19 protein-coding genes and 1 riboswitch are annotated in these 18,889 nt (G+C 38.7%); of the genes, 7 read left to right on the forward strand and 12 right to left on the reverse strand.

The window, feature by feature from the left end; all coding sequences use genetic code 11:
• Positions 1 to 254: 254 nt before the first annotated feature.
• Positions 255 to 1,319: a TIR domain-containing protein gene (locus ACIROD_RS08660; RefSeq protein ID WP_402939617.1), complete on the forward strand. Its 1,065-nt coding sequence runs from the start codon at positions 255 to 257 to the stop codon at positions 1,317 to 1,319.
• Positions 1,320 to 1,669: 350 nt separating this feature from the next.
• Here ACIROD_RS08660 and sspL read toward each other — a convergent pair whose 3' ends face one another.
• The 3 genes from sspL to helD all read right to left on the reverse strand — a co-directional run bounded on the left by sspL (position 1,670) and on the right by helD (position 4,718).
• Positions 1,670 to 1,801 (reverse strand): small, acid-soluble spore protein L, encoded by a 132-nt coding sequence (gene sspL, locus ACIROD_RS08665; protein WP_034304091.1) that lies wholly within the window; start codon positions 1,799 to 1,801, stop codon positions 1,670 to 1,672.
• 238 nt (positions 1,802 to 2,039) lie between these two features.
• Positions 2,040 to 2,255 (reverse strand): hypothetical protein, encoded by a 216-nt coding sequence (locus ACIROD_RS08670; protein ID WP_402939620.1) that lies wholly within the window; start codon positions 2,253 to 2,255, stop codon positions 2,040 to 2,042.
• A 126-nt stretch (positions 2,256 to 2,381) separates the two neighbouring features.
• Positions 2,382 to 4,718, reverse strand: a complete 2,337-nt coding sequence (helD, locus tag ACIROD_RS08675; RefSeq protein ID WP_402939623.1) for an RNA polymerase recycling motor HelD — start codon at positions 4,716 to 4,718, stop codon at positions 2,382 to 2,384.
• Positions 4,719 to 5,121: 403 nt separating this feature from the next.
• Here helD and ACIROD_RS08680 point away from each other — a divergent pair, with 403 nt between their 5' ends.
• The gene (locus ACIROD_RS08680; RefSeq protein WP_230178137.1) at positions 5,122 to 5,379 is read left to right on the forward strand and encodes a zinc ribbon domain-containing protein; all 258 of its coding nucleotides are present in this window, start codon (positions 5,122 to 5,124) and stop codon (positions 5,377 to 5,379) included.
• Positions 5,380 to 5,573: 194 nt separating this feature from the next.
• Here the strand turns inward: ACIROD_RS08680 and ACIROD_RS08685 are convergent, their stop codons facing one another.
• Both ACIROD_RS08685 and ACIROD_RS08690 read right to left on the reverse strand, forming a co-directional pair.
• Positions 5,574 to 6,497, reverse strand: a complete 924-nt coding sequence (locus tag ACIROD_RS08685; protein WP_402939626.1) for a response regulator — start codon at positions 6,495 to 6,497, stop codon at positions 5,574 to 5,576.
• Complete coding sequence (locus ACIROD_RS08690; protein WP_402939629.1) at positions 6,494 to 7,765, reverse strand: ATP-binding protein; 1,272 nt, start codon at positions 7,763 to 7,765, stop codon at positions 6,494 to 6,496. The genes ACIROD_RS08685 and ACIROD_RS08690 overlap by 4 nt, the downstream gene beginning before the upstream one ends.
• 195 nt (positions 7,766 to 7,960) lie before the next feature.
• Between ACIROD_RS08690 and ACIROD_RS08695 the strand changes: the two genes are divergently transcribed.
• Entirely contained in the window at positions 7,961 to 9,232 is a 1,272-nt protein-coding gene (locus ACIROD_RS08695) for a cation:dicarboxylate symporter family transporter (RefSeq protein ID WP_230178133.1), read from the forward strand.
• A gap of 337 nt (positions 9,233 to 9,569) precedes the next feature.
• Here ACIROD_RS08695 and ACIROD_RS08700 read toward each other — a convergent pair whose 3' ends face one another.
• Positions 9,570 to 10,547, reverse strand: coding sequence for a 2-hydroxyacid dehydrogenase (locus ACIROD_RS08700; protein ID WP_230178132.1), 978 nt, complete (start codon positions 10,545 to 10,547; stop codon positions 9,570 to 9,572).
• Positions 10,548 to 10,643: 96 nt separating this feature from the next.
• The gene (locus tag ACIROD_RS08705; RefSeq protein ID WP_230178131.1) at positions 10,644 to 11,957 is read right to left on the reverse strand and encodes an Nramp family divalent metal transporter; all 1,314 of its coding nucleotides are present in this window, start codon (positions 11,955 to 11,957) and stop codon (positions 10,644 to 10,646) included.
• 431 nt (positions 11,958 to 12,388) lie between these two features.
• On the opposite strand from ACIROD_RS08705, the gene ACIROD_RS08710 reads away from it, so the two are divergent.
• Positions 12,389 to 12,700 carry a hypothetical protein gene (locus tag ACIROD_RS08710; protein WP_402939634.1) on the forward strand — a complete coding sequence of 104 codons (312 nt, stop codon included), beginning with the start codon at positions 12,389 to 12,391 and terminating at the stop codon, positions 12,698 to 12,700.
• Positions 12,701 to 12,908: 208 nt separating this feature from the next.
• Here the strand turns inward: ACIROD_RS08710 and ACIROD_RS08715 are convergent, their stop codons facing one another.
• The 4 genes from ACIROD_RS08715 to ACIROD_RS08730 all read right to left on the reverse strand — a co-directional run bounded on the left by ACIROD_RS08715 (position 12,909) and on the right by ACIROD_RS08730 (position 15,795).
• The gene (locus tag ACIROD_RS08715; RefSeq protein ID WP_101223275.1) at positions 12,909 to 13,178 is read right to left on the reverse strand and encodes an excalibur calcium-binding domain-containing protein; all 270 of its coding nucleotides are present in this window, start codon (positions 13,176 to 13,178) and stop codon (positions 12,909 to 12,911) included.
• Between the two features lie 168 nt (positions 13,179 to 13,346).
• Positions 13,347 to 13,901 (reverse strand): competence protein ComK, encoded by a 555-nt coding sequence (locus ACIROD_RS08720; protein WP_101223276.1) that lies wholly within the window; start codon positions 13,899 to 13,901, stop codon positions 13,347 to 13,349.
• Positions 13,902 to 14,383: 482 nt separating this feature from the next.
• A complete protein-coding gene (locus ACIROD_RS08725; protein ID WP_101223277.1) occupies positions 14,384 to 14,701 on the reverse strand; it encodes a protealysin inhibitor emfourin in 318 nt (105 codons plus the stop codon).
• A gap of 32 nt (positions 14,702 to 14,733) precedes the next feature.
• Positions 14,734 to 15,795: a M4 family metallopeptidase gene (locus ACIROD_RS08730; protein ID WP_260358564.1), complete on the reverse strand. Its 1,062-nt coding sequence runs from the start codon at positions 15,793 to 15,795 to the stop codon at positions 14,734 to 14,736.
• A 379-nt stretch (positions 15,796 to 16,174) separates the two neighbouring features.
• Here ACIROD_RS08730 and ACIROD_RS08735 point away from each other — a divergent pair, with 379 nt between their 5' ends.
• The 3 genes from ACIROD_RS08735 (at position 16,175) to ACIROD_RS08745 (ending at position 17,368) form a co-directional block, all read left to right on the forward strand.
• Positions 16,175 to 16,642, forward strand: coding sequence for a hypothetical protein (locus ACIROD_RS08735; RefSeq protein ID WP_402939638.1), 468 nt, complete (start codon positions 16,175 to 16,177; stop codon positions 16,640 to 16,642).
• A 400-nt stretch (positions 16,643 to 17,042) separates the two neighbouring features.
• Complete coding sequence (locus ACIROD_RS08740) at positions 17,043 to 17,204, forward strand: hypothetical protein (RefSeq protein ID WP_230178127.1); 162 nt, start codon at positions 17,043 to 17,045, stop codon at positions 17,202 to 17,204.
• Positions 17,201 to 17,368: a hypothetical protein gene (locus ACIROD_RS08745; protein ID WP_170971670.1), complete on the forward strand. Its 168-nt coding sequence runs from the start codon at positions 17,201 to 17,203 to the stop codon at positions 17,366 to 17,368. Before ACIROD_RS08740 ends, ACIROD_RS08745 begins: the two co-directional genes overlap by 4 nt.
• A gap of 94 nt (positions 17,369 to 17,462) precedes the next feature.
• Here ACIROD_RS08745 and ACIROD_RS08750 read toward each other — a convergent pair whose 3' ends face one another.
• Positions 17,463 to 18,662 carry a phosphoglycerate dehydrogenase gene (locus ACIROD_RS08750; protein WP_101223279.1) on the reverse strand — a complete coding sequence of 400 codons (1,200 nt, stop codon included), beginning with the start codon at positions 18,660 to 18,662 and terminating at the stop codon, positions 17,463 to 17,465.
• A 106-nt stretch (positions 18,663 to 18,768) separates the two neighbouring features.
• Positions 18,769 to 18,847, reverse strand: a riboswitch (ZMP/ZTP riboswitch).
• Between the last annotated feature and the right edge of the window lie 42 nt (positions 18,848 to 18,889).

An 18,889-nucleotide genomic window follows, 5' to 3' on the forward strand; every position in this document is an offset into this window, starting at 1 on the left:
TTCTTTATTATCAAAATGTTAAAGAATCTTACTCCTAATTATAGCAAATATATCCTATACCAAAATAAGAATCACAAAAAATTACAATTAAATTACGGTAGCCCTTCCAATAACCTTTAATCTAGTATATATATTATTAAATATATGGTAATATATTCATGTTGAAATAAAAGGTATCCTTGTTTCTATACTTTTACTTTGACTGAGAAGTTTTTTGGACACATAAAGATAAATAAGGATGGAGAGAAATAAGGATGAAAAATTTAATATTTTTAAGCCATGCAGTTGCGGATAAAGATTTAGTCGATCGTTTCGTAGATTTTATTAATATTGCTTTTAAAATAGATCGTTCACAAATATATTGTACTTCTCTTAAAGGTACAAAGCGTATACGTACTGGGAATAATTTCATAAATGACATTAAAGAACATATTGAAGATACAGAAGTTGTACTTTATTTTCTTACGCCGAATTATTTAAAAAGCCCATTTTGTCTTAGTGAACTAGGTGCTGCATGGGCCTTAGGTAAAAGAATATATCCCATCCTTATACCACCATTAGATTATGACGAGCTTGACTCCACTCCTCTAAAGGGTGTAACTCAATTTATTAAATTAAAGGATGAAGAGTCCTTATTTGATATAGCTGACGACTTTAAAGAAATGAATATTCTAGGTGATATTGGTACAGGATTGTTAAGAGCGAAGGCAATAAGTTTTATCAAAGATATGCCAGAGTTATGTAAGTTTAATGAAGACGAGCATATAGATAAACATGAATATGAAAAAACGCAACAAGAAATGCGTGAAATCACTGAAAATAACATTGAGCAAGAAACTGAAATTCGTGAATTAAAGAAAAAAATAGAAGAACTAAAGGCAGCTAAAGATTCTAAAAAAGTTGCAGAAATTCTTTTGCAGGGTTCTAATGATAGGAAGACTTTTGACGTATTAATTGAAAATGTAAAAGATTTATTCACATCACTTGATAATATAGTTATAAGCTCTATTTATTGTAATAAATACTATATTGGAGAAATGAGATATTGGGTTAGTCAAGATGATTTCCCAAGAGCTCAAGAATTGGAAGCAGAGGATTATTTAATAATCAATTTTGATGATGGGGTTATCGAACCTAACGATTCTCATCCAAAAATTAAAAAATGTATTTATGCCTTAGAAGAACTAAAATGGTTCTTAGATGAAAAATGTAGTTCTGATTTCTTTAATTACTTTGAAGATACTTATGAACGGCCATTATCCATTAATAACAAATGGTTTTGGGAAAATATGTTTAAGGTTAGAATTATAATGAGTTAAACCTCTTAATTCTTGCACATAAATCTATGTTAATTCCTAAATCGTTTTAACACCGTTCTTTTATATTAGAACGGTGTTAAATGCTTTTTAATACTTTTTTATCAATTTATTCATACTTAAAGTAAATTCACCCTTACATCAATTGTGATACGATTCACCTTATCACATTTAATTTGGTCGTTGCCTTTTTTAGCGGCAAAGGCCCCTTAGTGAATAAGGGTTAAGCCAAGAGAGCAAGTACTTCCCTGTCACAGTTATGTAGAAGTCTATAAGTCGGCTTTTTAAAAGCCCCTCTCCATTAAGAGAAGGGCATTCTTTATAAAGTATGACCATAATTTTGACCAATACGCTTATTTTGTATTGGACTTTTTTGCCTTGTTTTCAAGATCGCTTTTAGGCTCGGTGGAGAATTCCACATCTTTTCCATGTCCCTGCGGGTTAACACTTGGTGCGATGCGACCTCTTCCTGTCTTTTTACTCATTTCCTTCACCTCCAAGTATATTATGTCCGACTGTTATAAATTAAAAACGAGGTGGTTTCTTTCTGTGAATGTCTTCCTGCAATCAGGAACTTATAAAAATTACCCCAATAAAAAACCTGCATAGAACTAAATTCTACACAGGTTTCAAAATCTGTTTTCCATATTTCTAATATGGAATTTGTATATCCATGAAATCCTATCATGTAATGTCCTTAAACACCTACAATGTGGGACGGAGCTACTTTAAATTACGAGTGTAATTAAATGTGTCTTTGTTTTGAGGAACGTCAGGATCTTTTTTCCCGGCAGGCTGTACTGCTCTTCCTGTATTTCCGCTATAGCCTTCTTCCATAGGCCCTGGATAATGATAATGACCATCATTAACTGATTGAGTTGTTGATTCACCAGTCGCCTGGCTTCCTCCCGTTTCCACCTGTTCTTTCTCGTTATTCAATTCATCTCCTCCTTTTCTAAAGATTCTTTTATAGTATTTGATAAAAGAATAATAAAATTAAAGGAGAAAAAAGGAAGCACCACTAATACTTAATCCATTCAGATAAACCTGAAAAGTTCCACTTTGTTATTCCAAAGTCAGAAGTAAGCTCTTCGTTGCATCGTGCAAGAAAGGACTTGGTTCGCCAACAGTATATATTTGTAAGTCATGCATTGCCCTGGTGCATGCGGTATAGAACAATCTACGCAGGCTCTCATCGCCATATGTTTGCATGGATGCATCATAAATGATGACAGCATCAAATTCGATACCCTTGGCCAAATAAGCCGGAATAACAACAACACCCTGTTCATATTCATTTGTGCCTTTCTGAACGAGTTTAATTTCACCGTGTACACTAAGGGCATCGTATGCAGCGGCACTTTCGGCAGCAGATTTACAGATTATTGCGATTGTATTGTACTCGCGGCTTTGAAAGTCTTTAACTTTAGACAGAATTTTACGGTGCAATTCATCACGGCTGGACACTTGAGTCAGCACAGGCTTCTCGCCTTCACGTTCGAATGCCTTAATTCGATGGCCTTCAGGAACTAGTTCACGTGTGAATTCTATAATCTGCTTTGTGGATCTGTAGCTTTGATCCAAGGTTATACTCTCGGTTTCATCTATCCCGTATAAACTGGTAAGAGTCTGGAAATCCACCCGTTCGCTGGCATGAGCAAATATTGCTTGGTTAAAGTCACCGAGCACGGTCATCCTTGCTGAAGGAAACAACCGTTTCAAAAACTCGAATTGAAACGGGGAATAATCTTGTGCTTCGTCGACAAGCACGTATTTTATAGCGGTATTCGTCTGAAATCCTTGTATTAACTCCTTCAGCAGCAAAAACGGAGTCGCGTCTTCGTAATACAGTTTACCTTCGTCCAGCATTTTATGCGTTGATAAGCAAATTTCCTTTTCGGCAGGTGTTTCACCTTCATTCCACAGTTCGATCATTATTTGTTCGTCAAAAAGTTGCTTGTATATTCCCTTAATATTGATAAAATGAAGTGCTTTTATCCGTTTGCGCAACGTCTTCAATTTCTTTCGAACAATCATTCGCGCAAGCATTTTATTTTCTATCTCATAATCGTCAAAGGAATCTTCATTAAGGCCGCGTTTTTTCTCTAAGTAGGTGTATACCTTTTGATAGTCCTCTTTGCTAAGATACTCGATTTCCTCCTGGACCCATGGTTTTTCCAACTCGGACTTTTCCGTTTCATCAAGCATCTCACATAACCACTCTTTCAACTTTTCAATCCTATTGTGAAACCTTAGTGTGGTGTCTGTGTTATAAAATCTATCTGAGATTTGTTTGGCCGAGACGAGCGTTTCCCCTCGGAACTTTACCCCTCTAAAGATCATTCCAGATTGCTCCAATGATTGTCTGTATGTTTTGATGATTTCAAAGAAGCGAATCGATGCCTTAAATTGGATACTCGCTGTCCTAGTGCTATAGGAAGGATCATCCGCTGCAGTCAACAAAAATTCTAATTGCTCATAAGGATCCTCAACTTGAAACGAGTCAGTCAGACGATGATCCAGGTATTCCTGGAATGTTACCTGCTGCATATTCTCTTCGCCAAGTTCGGGCAACACATTGGATACGTAGTTATTAAACATTGAGTTAGGAGAGAATAGAATGATTTGATCCGCTTTCAGCCTTTCTCGATTCTTGTAGAGCAGGTAAGCGATCCGTTGAAGGGCAGCTGATGTCTTGCCGCTGCCAGCTGCACCTTGAACAATGAGCAGACGTCCGCGATCGTTCCGGATGATCCTATTTTGCTCCCGTTGAATGGTGGCAACAATACTGTGCATATGCTTATCCGTTCCCTTGCCAAGCACCTGCTGCAGTATCTCATCTCCAATGGTGAGACTCGTATCGAACATTGATTCGATAACGCCTCCCTTGATCATGTATTGCCACTTGTTCTCCAGCATCCCCCGAATTATGCCACCGGGAGTGGAGTATTCTACGGGACCAGGAGGATAGTCATAATAAACACTCGAAATCGGAGCCCTCCAATCGTAGATAATGAAGTTTTCTCCTGTTGTATCAGTAAGAGTGGAGGTCCCAATATAAATTTGTTCCGTAAGGGATGACCCTTCTTCAGTGACATCGATCCGACCGAAATAAGGCACTTCCTGCATGCGGCGCAGTGTTGACAACCTCTTGAAGGAATATCTATGTGCGCCTTCGCTTTGTGACAAGTCTTGAGCCTGCTGCCTTAAGCCAATGATCGTCTCGAGGTAATCATCGAAAGTATCGATATTAACCTTGAGGTCATCCCAGAAATGTTTACGGATATTAACAACTTCTTTTCTGCGCTGTGAAGTCTCTCCTTCTATTTTGCTGATTTGTTTCGTGATTGTTTCTATCACCTCATCCAAACGTTCTTGCTCCTGCCGAATTTCATTGGTCATAACAGACACTCCTTTAAAAAATGAGAAATTAGGGGTTGACTAGAGGTGAGTTTTACCTTATACTTATAGTAAGGGGTAAACTGTTTTCGTATATAATTAAATGTGTTTCTATACTAATTTATCATAACTACTGAATTATATCAATGTATATTTCATAACAGTTGCCATAATGAATCGTCATTTTAAACTCTAATTTAACATTTAAAGTCAGTAACCATTTGAGCAAGTAGCTTGACTGGTTATTTTTTTATGACTATTTTCACCTCGAAAGCCTAGTCCTGTTTTTGCTGCAACACTCACATTAACGGTTGATTCGTTGTAACGATGACATGTGATATTGTCTTGACTTAATATTGTTTGTTAGATAATGTTTAGAATAAAACTTTTTGCAGGAGAATTTATAATGAAAAAATATAAAGCATGTCAAAGTTGTGGAATGCCGCTATCTAAGGATGAATTAGGTGGAGGAACTGAAAAAGACGGTAGTAAAAGTACTAAATATTGCAGTCATTGTTATATAAATGGTGACTTCACTCAAAATATTACTGCGATAGAAATGCAAAAATTTGTTCAAAATCATATGATGGAAAATATGAAAATGCCTAAATTTATTGCTAAGTTTTTCACTAGAGGCATCCCAAAGTTAGAGCGATGGAATTAATCAACTATTAGAAAACGAATGAACTTTTTTATCTTTTTTCTGTAGATTTGAAAGAAAGTCGTACTGTTTATAAAAATGCGAAGAAACAAAAAGACAAATCCATATAAACGGATTTGTCTTTTTGTTTCTTCAATTGAATAATACGAAAATGTTTTTGTGAATTTTCGATCTATTCAACTTGTGTTTCCGGTTTATTATTTCATCATCTGTCTTGCTTCCATAAACAGCACTTGGATAAACTTTTTCATGTTATTACGGCTCTGGCTGCTTACTTTTTTGCTTTTGTCTTCTAGCTCCAGCATTTTTTTGCGGACTTCCGAGAAATCAAAAAATGTGGATGAATAGGCTTCGAATTTTGGATTCATATAATCCGTCAATCCTAATGAAGCGATATGGATGAGGGCCTGATTAAGAGCACGGCGGACACGCTGCTCAGAGGCTTTCATTTCTTTCTGGATTTCGGCCTCTTTCGCTTGATTTCCCAGCTTTTCAGCAGCAATCCCAGCAAAAATTTCCTTTAAATATGGAAACGTATAGGCTGGACCGAGCCTTTGCTTTTCATTTTGGAGGAACCCTAAAATGTTTAGTAAATCCTCGCTTCCCCCTTCGCCAATCATACCTAAATCAGAAATTAAGGAACGTCCGGCTTCCATGATATTTTTTGTATGAAAGGAGGACACTTTTTTCGAAGACTTCGGGCGTCCCGTAAACACGTTCAACGATTTTTGAATGCCCTGGATCGATTGATCCACCAGTATTCGCTCGTTCACTTTGTTTAATATGCATGAAATTTCAACTTGGTTCAGCGGTTTTGTAATGTAGTATTCCGCCCCTAATCTATATGCCTCTCCAATCAGTTCCTTCGATTCCACTTGCGAAATCATCACGAACTTTCCTTGAAATCCATCAGCAAGAGCCCTGATCGTTTCAATTCCGTCCCTTATTGGCATGAGCAAATCAATTAAGACAACGTCTGCTTTCTTTAAAAACAGCAAGCCATTATTCACTATCGATCCGTCTTCCGCTTCTCCCACCACTTTGCCTAAATCTTCATCTTCAATCATCTCTGTCAGCATTCCTCGAATGGCAGGATCGTCATCTATAATGAAATAATTCATCTCGTTAACCCTTTCTCCATAATCGCATCAATCGGAAGTCCAACGATGAATACGGTTTCTTTATAGTTATCCATTAGCCTGATATGTCCTCCAAATTTTTCAACAGTTTGTTTCACATATGATAAACCGATTCCCGTCGAAGGGTTTCCCGCCGCATCGAATTTCTTTGTATATCCTGCTGTAAAAATGACTTCCTTCTGCTTCGGTGCAATGCCGGGGCCATTGTCACTGATGTAAAACTCCACGAATTGATCTTTCCTTTTCACATGCAGAGATACGTATCCCTCTTCTTTAATGGCTTCCACTGCATTGGCCAATAAATTATTTATTAATGATAATACCATATATACATGGTAGGGCGGATGGTCACCATCTATATGCAAGGAAAATGAAATATCTTTGCGAAGGGACTCTGCATATCGTCTATTGGACACGATCATGATGTTACCAAGCTCTTCGATATTCATATATTCCTGCAGGTTTTCGGAAGACATGAGTTCCGACAGCCCCGCATAAATCCGCTGGTTATCTTTTTTGATCTCATGCACGAGACCTGCAATCTGCAACGCAGTTTGCGGATCGCTTCCATTATTACCCTCTGATTTTAACCGACGGTAAAAGTCATAACAAGTGCGTGTGATTTCTTCCGCATTTTGCATCGTTTTCTTCAGTTGAACCGATTCTTCATACAAACTTGAAATGAAAAGCAGCATTTGTTCCTTTTGCATGCGCTGTTCCGCTTCTGCTAACTTTGCTTCTCTCAGCTTTAATATATTAAAAAAGCCGAGGACGAAAAAGCTTCGAATAAAGGCGATTAAAACGAGTTGGTCAATGGCTAGCAAGGGTGTGTCCTGATTCGCCAAGAAGGAACGGATCGCCATTTCCGATACACTTGCAAAAAGCTCGATCAATACCCCTAAAAGCCCGACCATTAAAGGCTGATCGTGGCGTTCGTTCAATTTAGTCTTATGAAATGCGAACGCGTAGATGAAATAATAGAAAAAGGCGGGAAAATGAAGATACATCGCTTCCTCAACAGATATGTCCCGTATTCCGACAGCCATTGAAAAACGAAAAACAAACACACTCATCCCCGTTAAAATACCTGCAATAATCGGGTGGATCCCCCTCCCCCATAGCAAAAACAAGAAAAAGACGGGAGTTCCCAAACTGACTCTGAATGTACCGTCGAATGGATAAAACTTGAATTCACCCGCAAGAGGCACCGCAATCATAATCAATAATAATATCCTTATACTCTTTTTCAACACGGTCCCTCCCCAGTCACTTTATAAAAACATAACACATGAAATGATTAAAAAGAGAGAGGGCTTTTAACTGAAATTTTTATTTTTTCTATCACTTGTAAATATCAGTAGGTTTCAGTAGGTTCCGGTAGGATGATCATAAACTTAAAATAATCTAAAAATTGAAAGCGTTAACAAAATAAAAGGGGGATTTAAATGAAAAAGTTTGGCTTAGCTACTCAAATTTTCATTGCACTTGTACTAGGTATCGTTGTCGGTGCTTTATTCCATGGTAATGAAGCAGCCATGGCCATTATGGTACCTATCGGCGATATTTTCATTCATTTAATTAAAATGATTGTCATCCCGATCGTCATGGCTGCATTAGTGGTCTCAATAGCGGGAGTCGGCGATATTAAAAAACTAGGGAAATTAGGCGGGAAGACCCTTCTTTATTTCGAGATTGTCACTACAATTGCCATTGTTCTTGGATTACTGGCGGCAAACTTGTTCCATCCGGGGGCTGGCTTAGATACAAGCAGTCTTGAAAAAAGTGATATTTCAAAATATGAAGAAACAACAAAGACGGCTGGAAGCAGTGGCTTTGGTGAAACAATTTCTCATATTGTTCCTCAAAATGTATTTGAATCAATGGCTCAAGCGGATTTATTACCGATTATCTTCTTTTCTGTTTTATTCGGCTTAGGTGTGGCTGCGATAGGCGAAAAAGGAAAGCCTATTCTTGGATTCTTTGAAGGTGTGTTGGAAGTTATGTTTTGGGTGACGAATCTAGTCATGAAATTTGCCCCTTTTGGTGTGTTTGCACTCATTGGTGTAACCGTTGCAAAATTTGGTATCGCAACATTAATTCCTTTAGGGAACCTGGTAGTTGCTGTTTATGTGACGATGGTATTCTTCGTGTTCGTCATTCTTGGAATTATAGCGAAAATGTCTGGGACAAGCATTTTTGTTATCCTGAAAGTGTTAAAGGATGAACTGATTTTGGCCTTTACAACAGCAAGTTCAGAGTCGGTATTACCAAGGCTTATGGATAAAATGGAGAAGTTTGGCTGCCCGAAATCCATTACTTCTTTTGTTATTCCAACAGGCTATACGTTTAATCTAGATGGCTCATCGATTTACCAAGCACTTGCTTCACTTTTCGTAGCACAAATGTATGGAATTGATCTATCCATTACACAACAGATTACTTTGTTACTAGTATTGATGTTAACGTCAAAAGGAATGGCTGGCGTTCCGGGGGCGTCATTTGTTGTTGTTTTAACAACTCTTGGTTCGATGGGACTGCCGGTGGAAGGTGTTGCGTTCATTGCCGGTATCGATCGAATTTTGGATATGGGAAGATCAGCGGTTAATGTCGTGGGGAACTCATTGGCGGCGATTGTCATGTCGAAGTGGGAAGGAGAATTTGACCAGAAGAAAGCAAACCATTACGTTGATTCCATTAAACAATCAGACGTAGCATAAACTATATCCATATAAATCATACCGTACGTATTGAGAAAGATATAACAAGTACCAGTGCATGCATAGTAAGGTATCCAAACATTGCATGCAGTTGAAAACCTTCCGATTACAAGTTATCCTTACGAGATGACAAACCCAGGTTTTTCAGGGCTGAGCCGTAATTAAGATTGATTGATGGAATGGCTGAAGTAGTTGAATTACATATAAAAGCCCTCCTTTATAGTGAGGGCTTTTTTGTTTTGCAGAATAAGTAAAAATATTGAATAATGCGAGATCAAAAAAATGGATAGCCCCAAATAAGGCTATCCAGCTTAATTTATAGATGAAGTCTAAAAAATCACTTTACCTTTACCCCAGATTTGATCAAGGTAGGCGGAGTTTCTCCCTGTAATCCTGCTACAAGGTTGGTTGCTGCCAGCATCGCCATTTTCTTGCGGGTTTCATATGTTGCGGAACCGATATGAGGCAAAGTGACGACATTCTTCATGGAAAGCAGAGGATTGTCCTCCTTGACGGGCTCCTGTACAAAGACATCCAGTCCTGCCGCATGAATTTCACCAGTCTTAAGCGCAGTGATCAAGGCTTCTTCATCCACCGTTTTCCCTCTTGAACAATTGATGAAGATCGCGGACCCTTTCATGAGCTTGAATTCTTTTTCTCCCATCATTTTTTCAGTTTGTGGAGTTAGCGGTGTCATCAAGCAGACAAAATCAGATTGCTTTAACAGATCTTCCAGAGAACAGTATGTAGCTCCATACTTTTGTTCCGCTTCTTCATTTCTGGATCTGTTGTGATATAAGATGTTCATATCGAATCCAAAACGAGCCCTTTTCGAAACGGCAGAGCCTATTCCGCCCATGCCGATTATGCCTAATACTTTATGATGCACGTCCAACCCAAACGATTTTTCTCCGATGTTCGATGTCCATTGCCCTGACTTTACCATTTGATCCAGCTCTGGCATTCTTCTTGCTGTGGACAGCATCAAGCCCATAATCGTATCTGCGACTGTCTCATTCAATACCTCGGGAGTGTTCGTAGCCATGATTCCGCGATTGGACAGCTCGGTTACATCCAAATTGTCGTATCCAACCGATGAATTACAGACGATTTTTAATTGCGGTGCTTGATCCAGTAAAGCTTTATCCACCTTTAATCCTGACCCTAATATACCTTGTGCGTTCTTCAGCTCTTGTAGGAATTCAGAGTGATTTCGTGAGTCAAGGCCTTCAAAATAAACAACATCACAAGTCTCTCGAATATATTGCAGCACTTCCTGATCCACTTTCTTATAAACAATTACTTTCGGTTTCATCACTGATACCTCACTTCCAATAAAGTTGGACCCCGTCGGGATCAAAAGTCGACATAACCTTTATGTTTTACGCCTCTATCTATAATCTACCATTATTTAAAAAAAGGTAGTAGCTAATTGAACGGCAGACCAAACCGCTAAAACGGAAGCTAAGGATAGAATGATATTTTCGAACCAATTGTTTTTATATTTTCCCATCAAGCTTTTTTTATTTGATAGCACCAGCATGCCAATTGCGATTACCGGAAAACCGATTATGTTTATTGCATTAACTCCAATTGTCAATGCAATGAAACCAGGCATGCCGGGAATGGACCAAATGATTGGGGTGACCAATACAAAAATCATAACCCATTTATACATTGGATCTTTTTCATATTTACCATTGTACTTTTCACGACGATCCTTATTTATTACGTAAAAGGCATCTACAATCAATCTTGGAAAACCAGTTGACTTGCCTACTACACTCGCGAATAATACCCCAAAAACACCGAGATAGAAAATGTACCAGCCAAATTTTCCTAACGACATTTGTAATGCCATTGCCAAGTCATCAATCGTTTCCACATGAATTCCATTCGGTTTTAAAATTTCTGCCCCAACAACCCAAATGGCCAAGTTGATTACAATGCAAACTCCTATGGCAAACAGCAAATCATTTCTTTGAACCTTTAGATGACTCGGTTTCGTCCAGCCCTTTTCCCTCATGAAATATGGATGAACAAAGTTCGAAATCGATCCTGCCACTGCACCGATAATTGAAACTGCTACCAATAATGCTCCATGAACGCCAGTATCACTTGGAATGCTAAACCCAACTGTTCCTTTAATGATTTGCCCCACATCCGGTGTAGCCTGAATGGCGAGGAACAAGAAAGCAATCGTCAATAATGCCAAAAGCACTTTCATTACACTTTCGATTCTATTATAAATATTCCTGCCAATAAGCATAAAAACTAATCCTACAACTACCATTGAAGCTAAGAATGGCTGATTAACTTGGAATAGGGTCGATAATACCTCTCCCGCTCCCTTAATCATATAGGCATTAAAAAGATGACCCATGATTAATGCATAACCAAACATGAAGTAACCGAAAAATGGGTGGATACGTCCATATCCTTCAAGTATGGTTAACCCCTCTGTGTTACAAAGCTGGAACCGGGCAATAACATTAACGATTAGAAAACGAAGGATTAATGACAGTGCTAAAATCCACATTAAACTATATCCATAATCTGCCCCGGCAACAGAAGAAGTCACCAGATCCCCGGCTCCAAGCCACGTCAACACGGCAAGGATCCCCGGACCATAGGATGTTTTAAACTTCGTGATGAAATTTGGTTTCTTACTTACGACCTCAGGAACAATCACAGTGGATTCAGCAAGATTTGATTGATTTTTCATGTTATTCACTCCATCCCAAAGAGTATGTATTCGCTTTCATTTTTTCTAAAGCATTAATACTTTGATAACTCTGGACAAACAGTTATTGAAATTATGACAGAGCTTTATGTCATTTCTGAAACTGACATAAAGTTTACGATGCTGTTTATGTTGTCATGCTTCATGTTGAAGTGAATCAAAAATGTTAAAAAAGCTCCCCTTCCATTTAATTGAATGTTTTGACTATTTACATTGAAATTGTAAGACAAATTAAAATGTAAGTCAATCATAATATTTAGAAGTTTTTTTTGACCCTTCGTACTTGTTGATAAATTCAAGTTGTTGCTGATTAGAAAATACAGGATTGTTGTTACTATATAAAAAAGGATAAGTACAGCGTGCGAATAGATTAATGCTATCAGCGGATAATATATAGTGAAGGAGTGAAATATATGCCACAAGATACTAACAATGATCCATTCAATAATGCCGAAAACCTTGATAGAGACCCAACTAATAATCCCACTACTAATAATGATGACAACGATACAATTGACAGACCCGTAATGATTAATGATAGTTTGAACCCCGGATTTCAAAGAGAAGAACGTCCTATGCCTAATGGTAATATCCCAACAATAGAGGGAGTTGCAAACATTAAAGAACGTTTTCCTTCGGACCATGAAAGACTTATGAGCAGAATCAATCTTGGGGATGCACTTATAAATCGGGAAAATACACATTTTGGACGGTTTGAAAGATAACCCACGAGAAAAAAGCTAAAGACCTGTATAGGCTTTAGCTTCCGTTTTTTTAGTTTTGTACAAAAATGAACCTTCCTCTCCAGGCACTCGCTTTCCGAAGGAGTCTCTCACCTTCCGTTCCAATCAACTTTGTTTAATAATTCAGATGGAACACCTTTTATCTACAAATTAAAGAGACCTTCCTATAAAAGGTCCCTCAGAATAATTCTTATTTTTCACAAGCGATCAAATCTTTGTCACGATCGCTTTTTTTATTGGCATCATATAGCGCCTTTGAAACGTGAGGTTTGTATTTCGTTTTTCCTCCTTTATTTTTAACGGAAGATGTACGAGCTACGCCTCCTTTGTAGTCTTTATTCAATGCTGTACAGTTTTTATACGTCTTCACCTTTGTTTTCGCACTGGCAACATCATTCGCGCCAAACGAGAGACCCAATACTAGACCAAAAGATAGTAAAATAGCAAATAATCTTTTCAAAATACGTACTCCCTTTCCTAAATATTAACTATTTACTAATCATAATGTATCATTTCTTTTTTTACAATAACTATATTTCTATAGTTAGAGTTTACTTGAATAAAACCCGCTCTCACTTTATCTAATCCTAAAAAAGACCGCCAATTCGGCGGTCTTCCTCTCATCTTATTATTCCTTCCCTTTCACCTTGTAATGGGCCTCCCCGGGTTCTTTGCAAAAGGTGATTCCGCTTCCCGGTTCGTAATAAAAGGTCTTTTTTCCCAATGAACGTTCATGGAAGGTAGTATGCAGATAGGACGCTTGGTCCCTTTTGAAGGCGAGCTGATTTTTGCTTAATGATACAGGAAGGCAATGTCCATAGCTTGTGTGGACCAGCGTTTCTTTTTCGTTCATTTCCTCCAAGTCACGAATGTGGATGTAGGAAAACCAGATTCCTCCTCTTTTCCGGAATGAGCGGGAGGAGAACCAGACCATTCCCTGCTGGGCGTTTATGCAGACTGGCAGCCTATATTTTCCGCCAAGCACGGATTTGGCTGCTGCTAGTCCGCCATCCAGATTCAACCCAAAGTAGTTTAACGTGTTATTCAGGATTTCCTGGCGCGATTGGGCAACATGGAATGTGTTCTCTCCCTCCACTACCGTGGACATCTCCACACCATTGGAATCGTAACGCTCCATCAATCCCACCGTTTCCTTATTCAATAAATAGTTTTTTCGTATCATCCTTCCATTCACTCCCCATTTCCCTATTCATATTTTTTGGAGTATACTGGATATAGAGGCAGGTATACTCCTGCTCGCAAGCCCTTAGGTGATGTCTTCCAGGACGTACTCACCTAGGGGTTTTTTGATTTCCGTCTATCGTCACTTTCATTTCTTGATATGTCATTCACCTCCATGCGACTATTATCCTATTTTATGATTTTTTTGTAAAATCCAGCTAATTTCACCTCTTTCAAAATTGATTCCCTTTTTTGAATGTATCGCCTGTTTGATTGGCTGACTCTTTACAAAATCCCATTAAAGGTCTATACTTTCGAATTTCCTTTTAAAATCTGCTGTTCTAAATTGCTATTTTCTTGTTAATATGTGTCCATTTAGCGAACAAACAGCCAAAATTCATATAAAAGTGAAATGAAATGACATTTTTGTGAAATTTTAAGAACACAAAAAAAGTCTATCGTGATGATAGACTTTTTTCTTGGTTATTCTGCCATCTTTATTTCAATTGCTAAATTCCGTAGATAATCCAATAAGGGTCTTACTTCCTCTGGAGCTGTTATGTCAGTGAATGAGTAAGACTGCTTCTTCTTTTCATCGGCTATATCCAGCTGGTATGAAAATGCGTCGAACCCTTGCGCTTTAGCTCCTGACATTATACTTTGGCTAGCATTAGGTAAGTCAGCTGTCTTCATTAAGTTCTGCAATTCCTCATTTTTCTCTTTCGGCAATTTCTCTGTATCGATCTGAAAATTCAAGTCGAGGTTGGCAAATCCCCCTATGCAGCTAAATTTGATATGCATGGTAGATGGAGCCTCCTATTCATGGAATATGACTACTCAGGCAGTCCAACCGCTTTAAAAGCATTTTCAATTGTCTTGATGGCTGTTTTCGTAACTTCTCCGCTATCAACAAGTTTTTGCGCTGCCTTGATGACAATTTGCACGAATTGATTGAAATTCGCCGTCGCAAATAGATTCTGCATCGCATTGAACCAGATCAATGCCGCTTTGTCTGTTCCGATTTCCATCGATACTAGATAAAAGGCCTTGTTTGGTATGCCGCTATTGATATGGACACCATGATTATCGCGTTCTCCTTTATAGAAGTTCTTCATATGATCAGGCTGAATATCTTTACCCATTAACTTATTGTCAAATGCCGTACCTGGCGCTTTCATCGAACGGAGGGCCTGCCCTTTCAGTGTTGGTCCCATTATATCAGCTCCGATTAGCCAATCGGCATCACCTGCTGTTTGCTTTAAATGAAATTGTTTTATGGCAACTCCAAACACATCTGAAAGATGTTCGTTCAATGCCCCGGACTGGCCTTCATACTCCAATCCACTTGTGAACTGCGTAACCCCATGTGTCAGTTCATGTCCTATTACATCGAGTGAATTGGCAAAATTGCTAAAAATGACCCCATCGCCATCACCAAATACCATTTCATCTCCGTCCCAATAAGCATTCGTGAATTTATTCCCATAATGAACGTTCAGAATGAGATCAAGGCCTTGGTTATCAATTGAATTACGGTGTAAGACATCCTTGAAATAATCACGCACAACTCCGCTATAATCATATGCAGCGTTAACAACAGGATCTGCACTTGATCGATCTCCTTCTTTTCTTGCCTCATTCTCCCGGAGTTTCGTCCCCCCCCTGCAATCATAAACATGGCGGGCAGATTCACCTTGACGACCAGATCCTGCATCCGTTAAAGCGACAACACCGTCAATATCGTATTCTTTCATAATTCTGCGCCTGCGCACTTGACGGCTTTTCGCTAAACTGATCCGTGCTTCTTCCACTTCATTTTGTGCCAAATTCTCAAGAATATAGTTTGGTACGATGAAACAATGACACTTCAATTTGGAACAATCTCTTTTGTGCATATCCGTCACTCCTTCATGTTTTTTACGATCTATTACGATTTCTTTTTTCAAGAGTGCTGCTTTCTTAATGCTTTTGGCTTCAACAACGGTTCATTAGCAGTTTAAATCCGTTTACATGGTTACCTTGATGCTCTTCCTATTTTCAACACATTTCTATAGATTACTTTCGCCGTAAATACCTCATTTCCCTCCATTCCTTCCTCTGACCCGTTCATTCCTTTTTTCCAGCAGTACTGTTAACTCATCAGGAATGCAACTTCAGGCAGGGGATGCAGTACTTCACCTTTGTTTATTAAATTATTCTGCTCGTGCTGCATATACTGCTTTAAACAAGGAATCTTCCTCAGAACATAAACAACCTTCAAGGGAGGGCATAGCATTGGTAACTTCACAGGGAACTGCTTCAATTAGCTTTCCATTCCCATCTGTTTGGGGTATCCACTCTTCAATAGCTGGCAGGACGATTATTTGGGGCACACTCATCATTGACTCTATTACAAATAATAGGGTGGTTGGTACGGTTAATTTTCGTGGCAGACCCATTCCGATTAATGGATTATGGAATGAAAGCACCAAACAAATCGCATTTGATTCACCCTATGCCACATTCTCTGGCAACTTGACCATAATGGATGATTTCCAGATTAGGATTCGACATTTCATTCTTCAAGGACGTTTTCTTATGAAGCCTCCCTCTCTGCAAGCAGGTGAGTCTGGATCATGGATTGCCACTACTGATATAGCTCTGAATGAATATCCTGTTAGCGGTAATGCCTATTCCGGGCAATTACCTCTTGTTGGAGCTTTTTTAACATCGAATATCCTTCATCAGCATCAGAATTTTTGAGGAAGAACAGTATAGGGTAATCCATTCTGTGTAGAAATGGTGTTTCACATTAGGAATCGTCTCTGTATTTCATAGGGACGATTCTTTTACTTAGAGGAAATTAACAAAAGTCATATTGAACTGAAAGGTTGGCTGAGAATTTAAGGTTACATTGATTTAGGTTCGCAACAAGTTGCTCCCTGGCGTTCAGCTGATCGCAATGCTTCCCCTATTGGGTACCGTTTTGCCTATCTCACTAAGTAGATATTTATAAGAGATAGTTATTTTGGTAGATAAATTATGAATCCATTAACTTAAAATGAGTACAGATGGAATATAGATTGACAGCATTTTCTCAGTACTTCATACTATTGTATTAATAGAAGTGACTGAATATTCGGTTAATTAGGAGGATGAATCAATGAAACCAGCAAAAATGACAATGGATTTACAATTATTAGCAGATGTTCTGAGGGAAAATAATTGTACAAGTTTTATAAACGCAACAGCAGAAAAGGATTTTCAAGTGGCTCAAATGCTTGATGTATTAATATTTGAGGGTAAATGGGAGGGTGGCATATGACTAAGCTCAGAATCCTTTTAACCATTCCTATATTGCTATATGGAATCTACGTATTTGTTGCCATTCAAAACGATAAGGATATTCCGCTTTATTTGCATCTTCTATTCGCACTCTACTTAATGTTGTTTGTACATTATGAAGAAAAAACGGAGGTGAAACCCTGACAGACTTTCAGTTTAATACACAAAGCCTAAAAAAGCCTCAACTCCTTAAAGGAATTGAGGCTTTCACTATTAATCATCTTTCTTCCGTTTCCAATTAGATAATACGAGTTGTAACGATGCCTTCGATTTGTTTGATTTTTTCTTCCAAGCCAGGAATGATATCGCCGTTTACTTCACCGTCAATGTCGATGATCGTATATGCATATCCCCCACGGCTTCTGTTAACCATGTCAGCGATGTTCAGATTAAAGCCAGATACAGCCAGCGTGATTTGCCCAACCATGTTCGGAACGTTTTCGTGGAAAGTTGCCACACGACGGTTTCCTGTATAAGGAATGGACGTGTTCGGGAAATTCACAGAGTTCTTGATATTCCCTGTTTCTAAAAAGCTCTTCAACTGACGAGCTGCCATGATGGCACAGTTTTCCTCTGACTCTAGCGTAGAGGCACCAAGATGCGGAATTGGAACGACATTTTTCATTTTCAACACGTTTTCATTCGGGAAGTCTGTAATGAACTTGCCTACTTTTCCGCTTTCAAGTGCAGCTTGCATATCATCTTCATTCACTAGCTCGCCGCGTGAGAAATTCAAGATATGTACGCCCGGCTTCATGATGCTGAATGTTTCTTGGTTGAACATTCCTCTTGTGTCGTCAGTTAATGGAACGTGTACTGTAATATAATCAGATTCTGCAAACAATTCTTCAATCGTCATGGCGCGCTGTACATTGCGTGACAAGTTCCAAGCTGTATCAACAGAGATGAACGGGTCAAAGCCAATGACATCCATGTCCAAATCAAGCGCATCATTCGCTACAAGTGCACCGATCGCTCCTAAACCGATTACGCCAAGTGTTTTTCCCTTGATTTCTTTACCAACGAATTGTTTCTTTCCTGCTTCAACAAGCTTCGGAATTTGTTCTCCTTCGCCTTCAAGCGTCTTTGTCCAAGCCACACCGGCAAAAAGGTTACGAGATGAAGCCATTAATGTCGTCAGCACCATTTCTTTTACAGCGTTTGCGTTAGCCCCAGGTGTATTGAAAACGACAATTCCCTGCTCGGTGCATTTGTCGACCGGAATATTATTGACTCCAGCCCCTGCCCTTGCGATTGCCTTTAACTGATCGCCGAATTCCATAGTATGCATGTTAAAGCTGCGAAGAACGATTGCATCAGGGTTTTCACTGTCATTATCAACCGTAAAATCCCCTTTGTTGAATACATTCAGTCCGCTTTCGGCAATATTATTTAACGCCTTGATCGTTTTCACTTTTTCTAAAAGAATTGTGCTCATTTTGTTTGCTCCTCTTTTGAATATGATAGTTTTGAAATTTCAAAATACTGACTTTAAACCTTCACTATCTGTTAATATACAGAAAGAGGCAAGGGATAAAATCCCTTACCTCTGCCCAGGCGAACGGCTACGACACTATGTGTTCCCTCACGGTTATCCGTGTTTCGCCAGTTGCACATAGTCTTTTTCATTTATTTCATTCTATCAAACTATTCTGCAATCTTCAA

Source organism: Peribacillus sp. NPDC101481, assembly GCF_044767165.1.
Lineage (GTDB): Bacteria > Bacillota > Bacilli > Bacillales > DSM-1321 > Peribacillus.

Bases quoted from the DNA above. Each gene is read 5' to 3' on its own strand.
- ACIROD_RS08660 (WP_402939617.1), top strand. From the start codon at position 255: ATGAAAAATTTAATATTTTTAAGCCATGCAGTTGCGGATAAAGATTTA.
- sspL (WP_034304091.1), bottom strand. From the start codon at position 1,801: ATGAGTAAAAAGACAGGAAGAGGTCGCATCGCACCAAGTGTTAACCCG.
- helD (WP_402939623.1), bottom strand. From the start codon at position 4,718: ATGACCAATGAAATTCGGCAGGAGCAAGAACGTTTGGATGAGGTGATA.
- ACIROD_RS08680 (WP_230178137.1), top strand. From the start codon at position 5,122: ATGAAAAAATATAAAGCATGTCAAAGTTGTGGAATGCCGCTATCTAAG.
- ACIROD_RS08685 (WP_402939626.1), bottom strand. From the start codon at position 6,497: ATGAATTATTTCATTATAGATGACGATCCTGCCATTCGAGGAATGCTG.
- ACIROD_RS08695 (WP_230178133.1), top strand. From the start codon at position 7,961: ATGAAAAAGTTTGGCTTAGCTACTCAAATTTTCATTGCACTTGTACTA.
- ACIROD_RS08700 (WP_230178132.1), bottom strand. From the start codon at position 10,547: ATGAAACCGAAAGTAATTGTTTATAAGAAAGTGGATCAGGAAGTGCTG.
- ACIROD_RS08705 (WP_230178131.1), bottom strand. From the start codon at position 11,957: ATGAAAAATCAATCAAATCTTGCTGAATCCACTGTGATTGTTCCTGAG.
- ACIROD_RS08710 (WP_402939634.1), top strand. From the start codon at position 12,389: ATGCCACAAGATACTAACAATGATCCATTCAATAATGCCGAAAACCTT.
- ACIROD_RS08720 (WP_101223276.1), bottom strand. From the start codon at position 13,901: ATGATACGAAAAAACTATTTATTGAATAAGGAAACGGTGGGATTGATG.
- ACIROD_RS08725 (WP_101223277.1), bottom strand. From the start codon at position 14,701: ATGCATATCAAATTTAGCTGCATAGGGGGATTTGCCAACCTCGACTTG.
- ACIROD_RS08730 (WP_260358564.1), bottom strand. From the start codon at position 15,795: ATGCACAAAAGAGATTGTTCCAAATTGAAGTGTCATTGTTTCATCGTA.
- ACIROD_RS08740 (WP_230178127.1), top strand. From the start codon at position 17,043: ATGAAACCAGCAAAAATGACAATGGATTTACAATTATTAGCAGATGTT.
- ACIROD_RS08745 (WP_170971670.1), top strand. From the start codon at position 17,201: ATGACTAAGCTCAGAATCCTTTTAACCATTCCTATATTGCTATATGGA.
- ACIROD_RS08750 (WP_101223279.1), bottom strand. From the start codon at position 18,662: ATGAGCACAATTCTTTTAGAAAAAGTGAAAACGATCAAGGCGTTAAAT.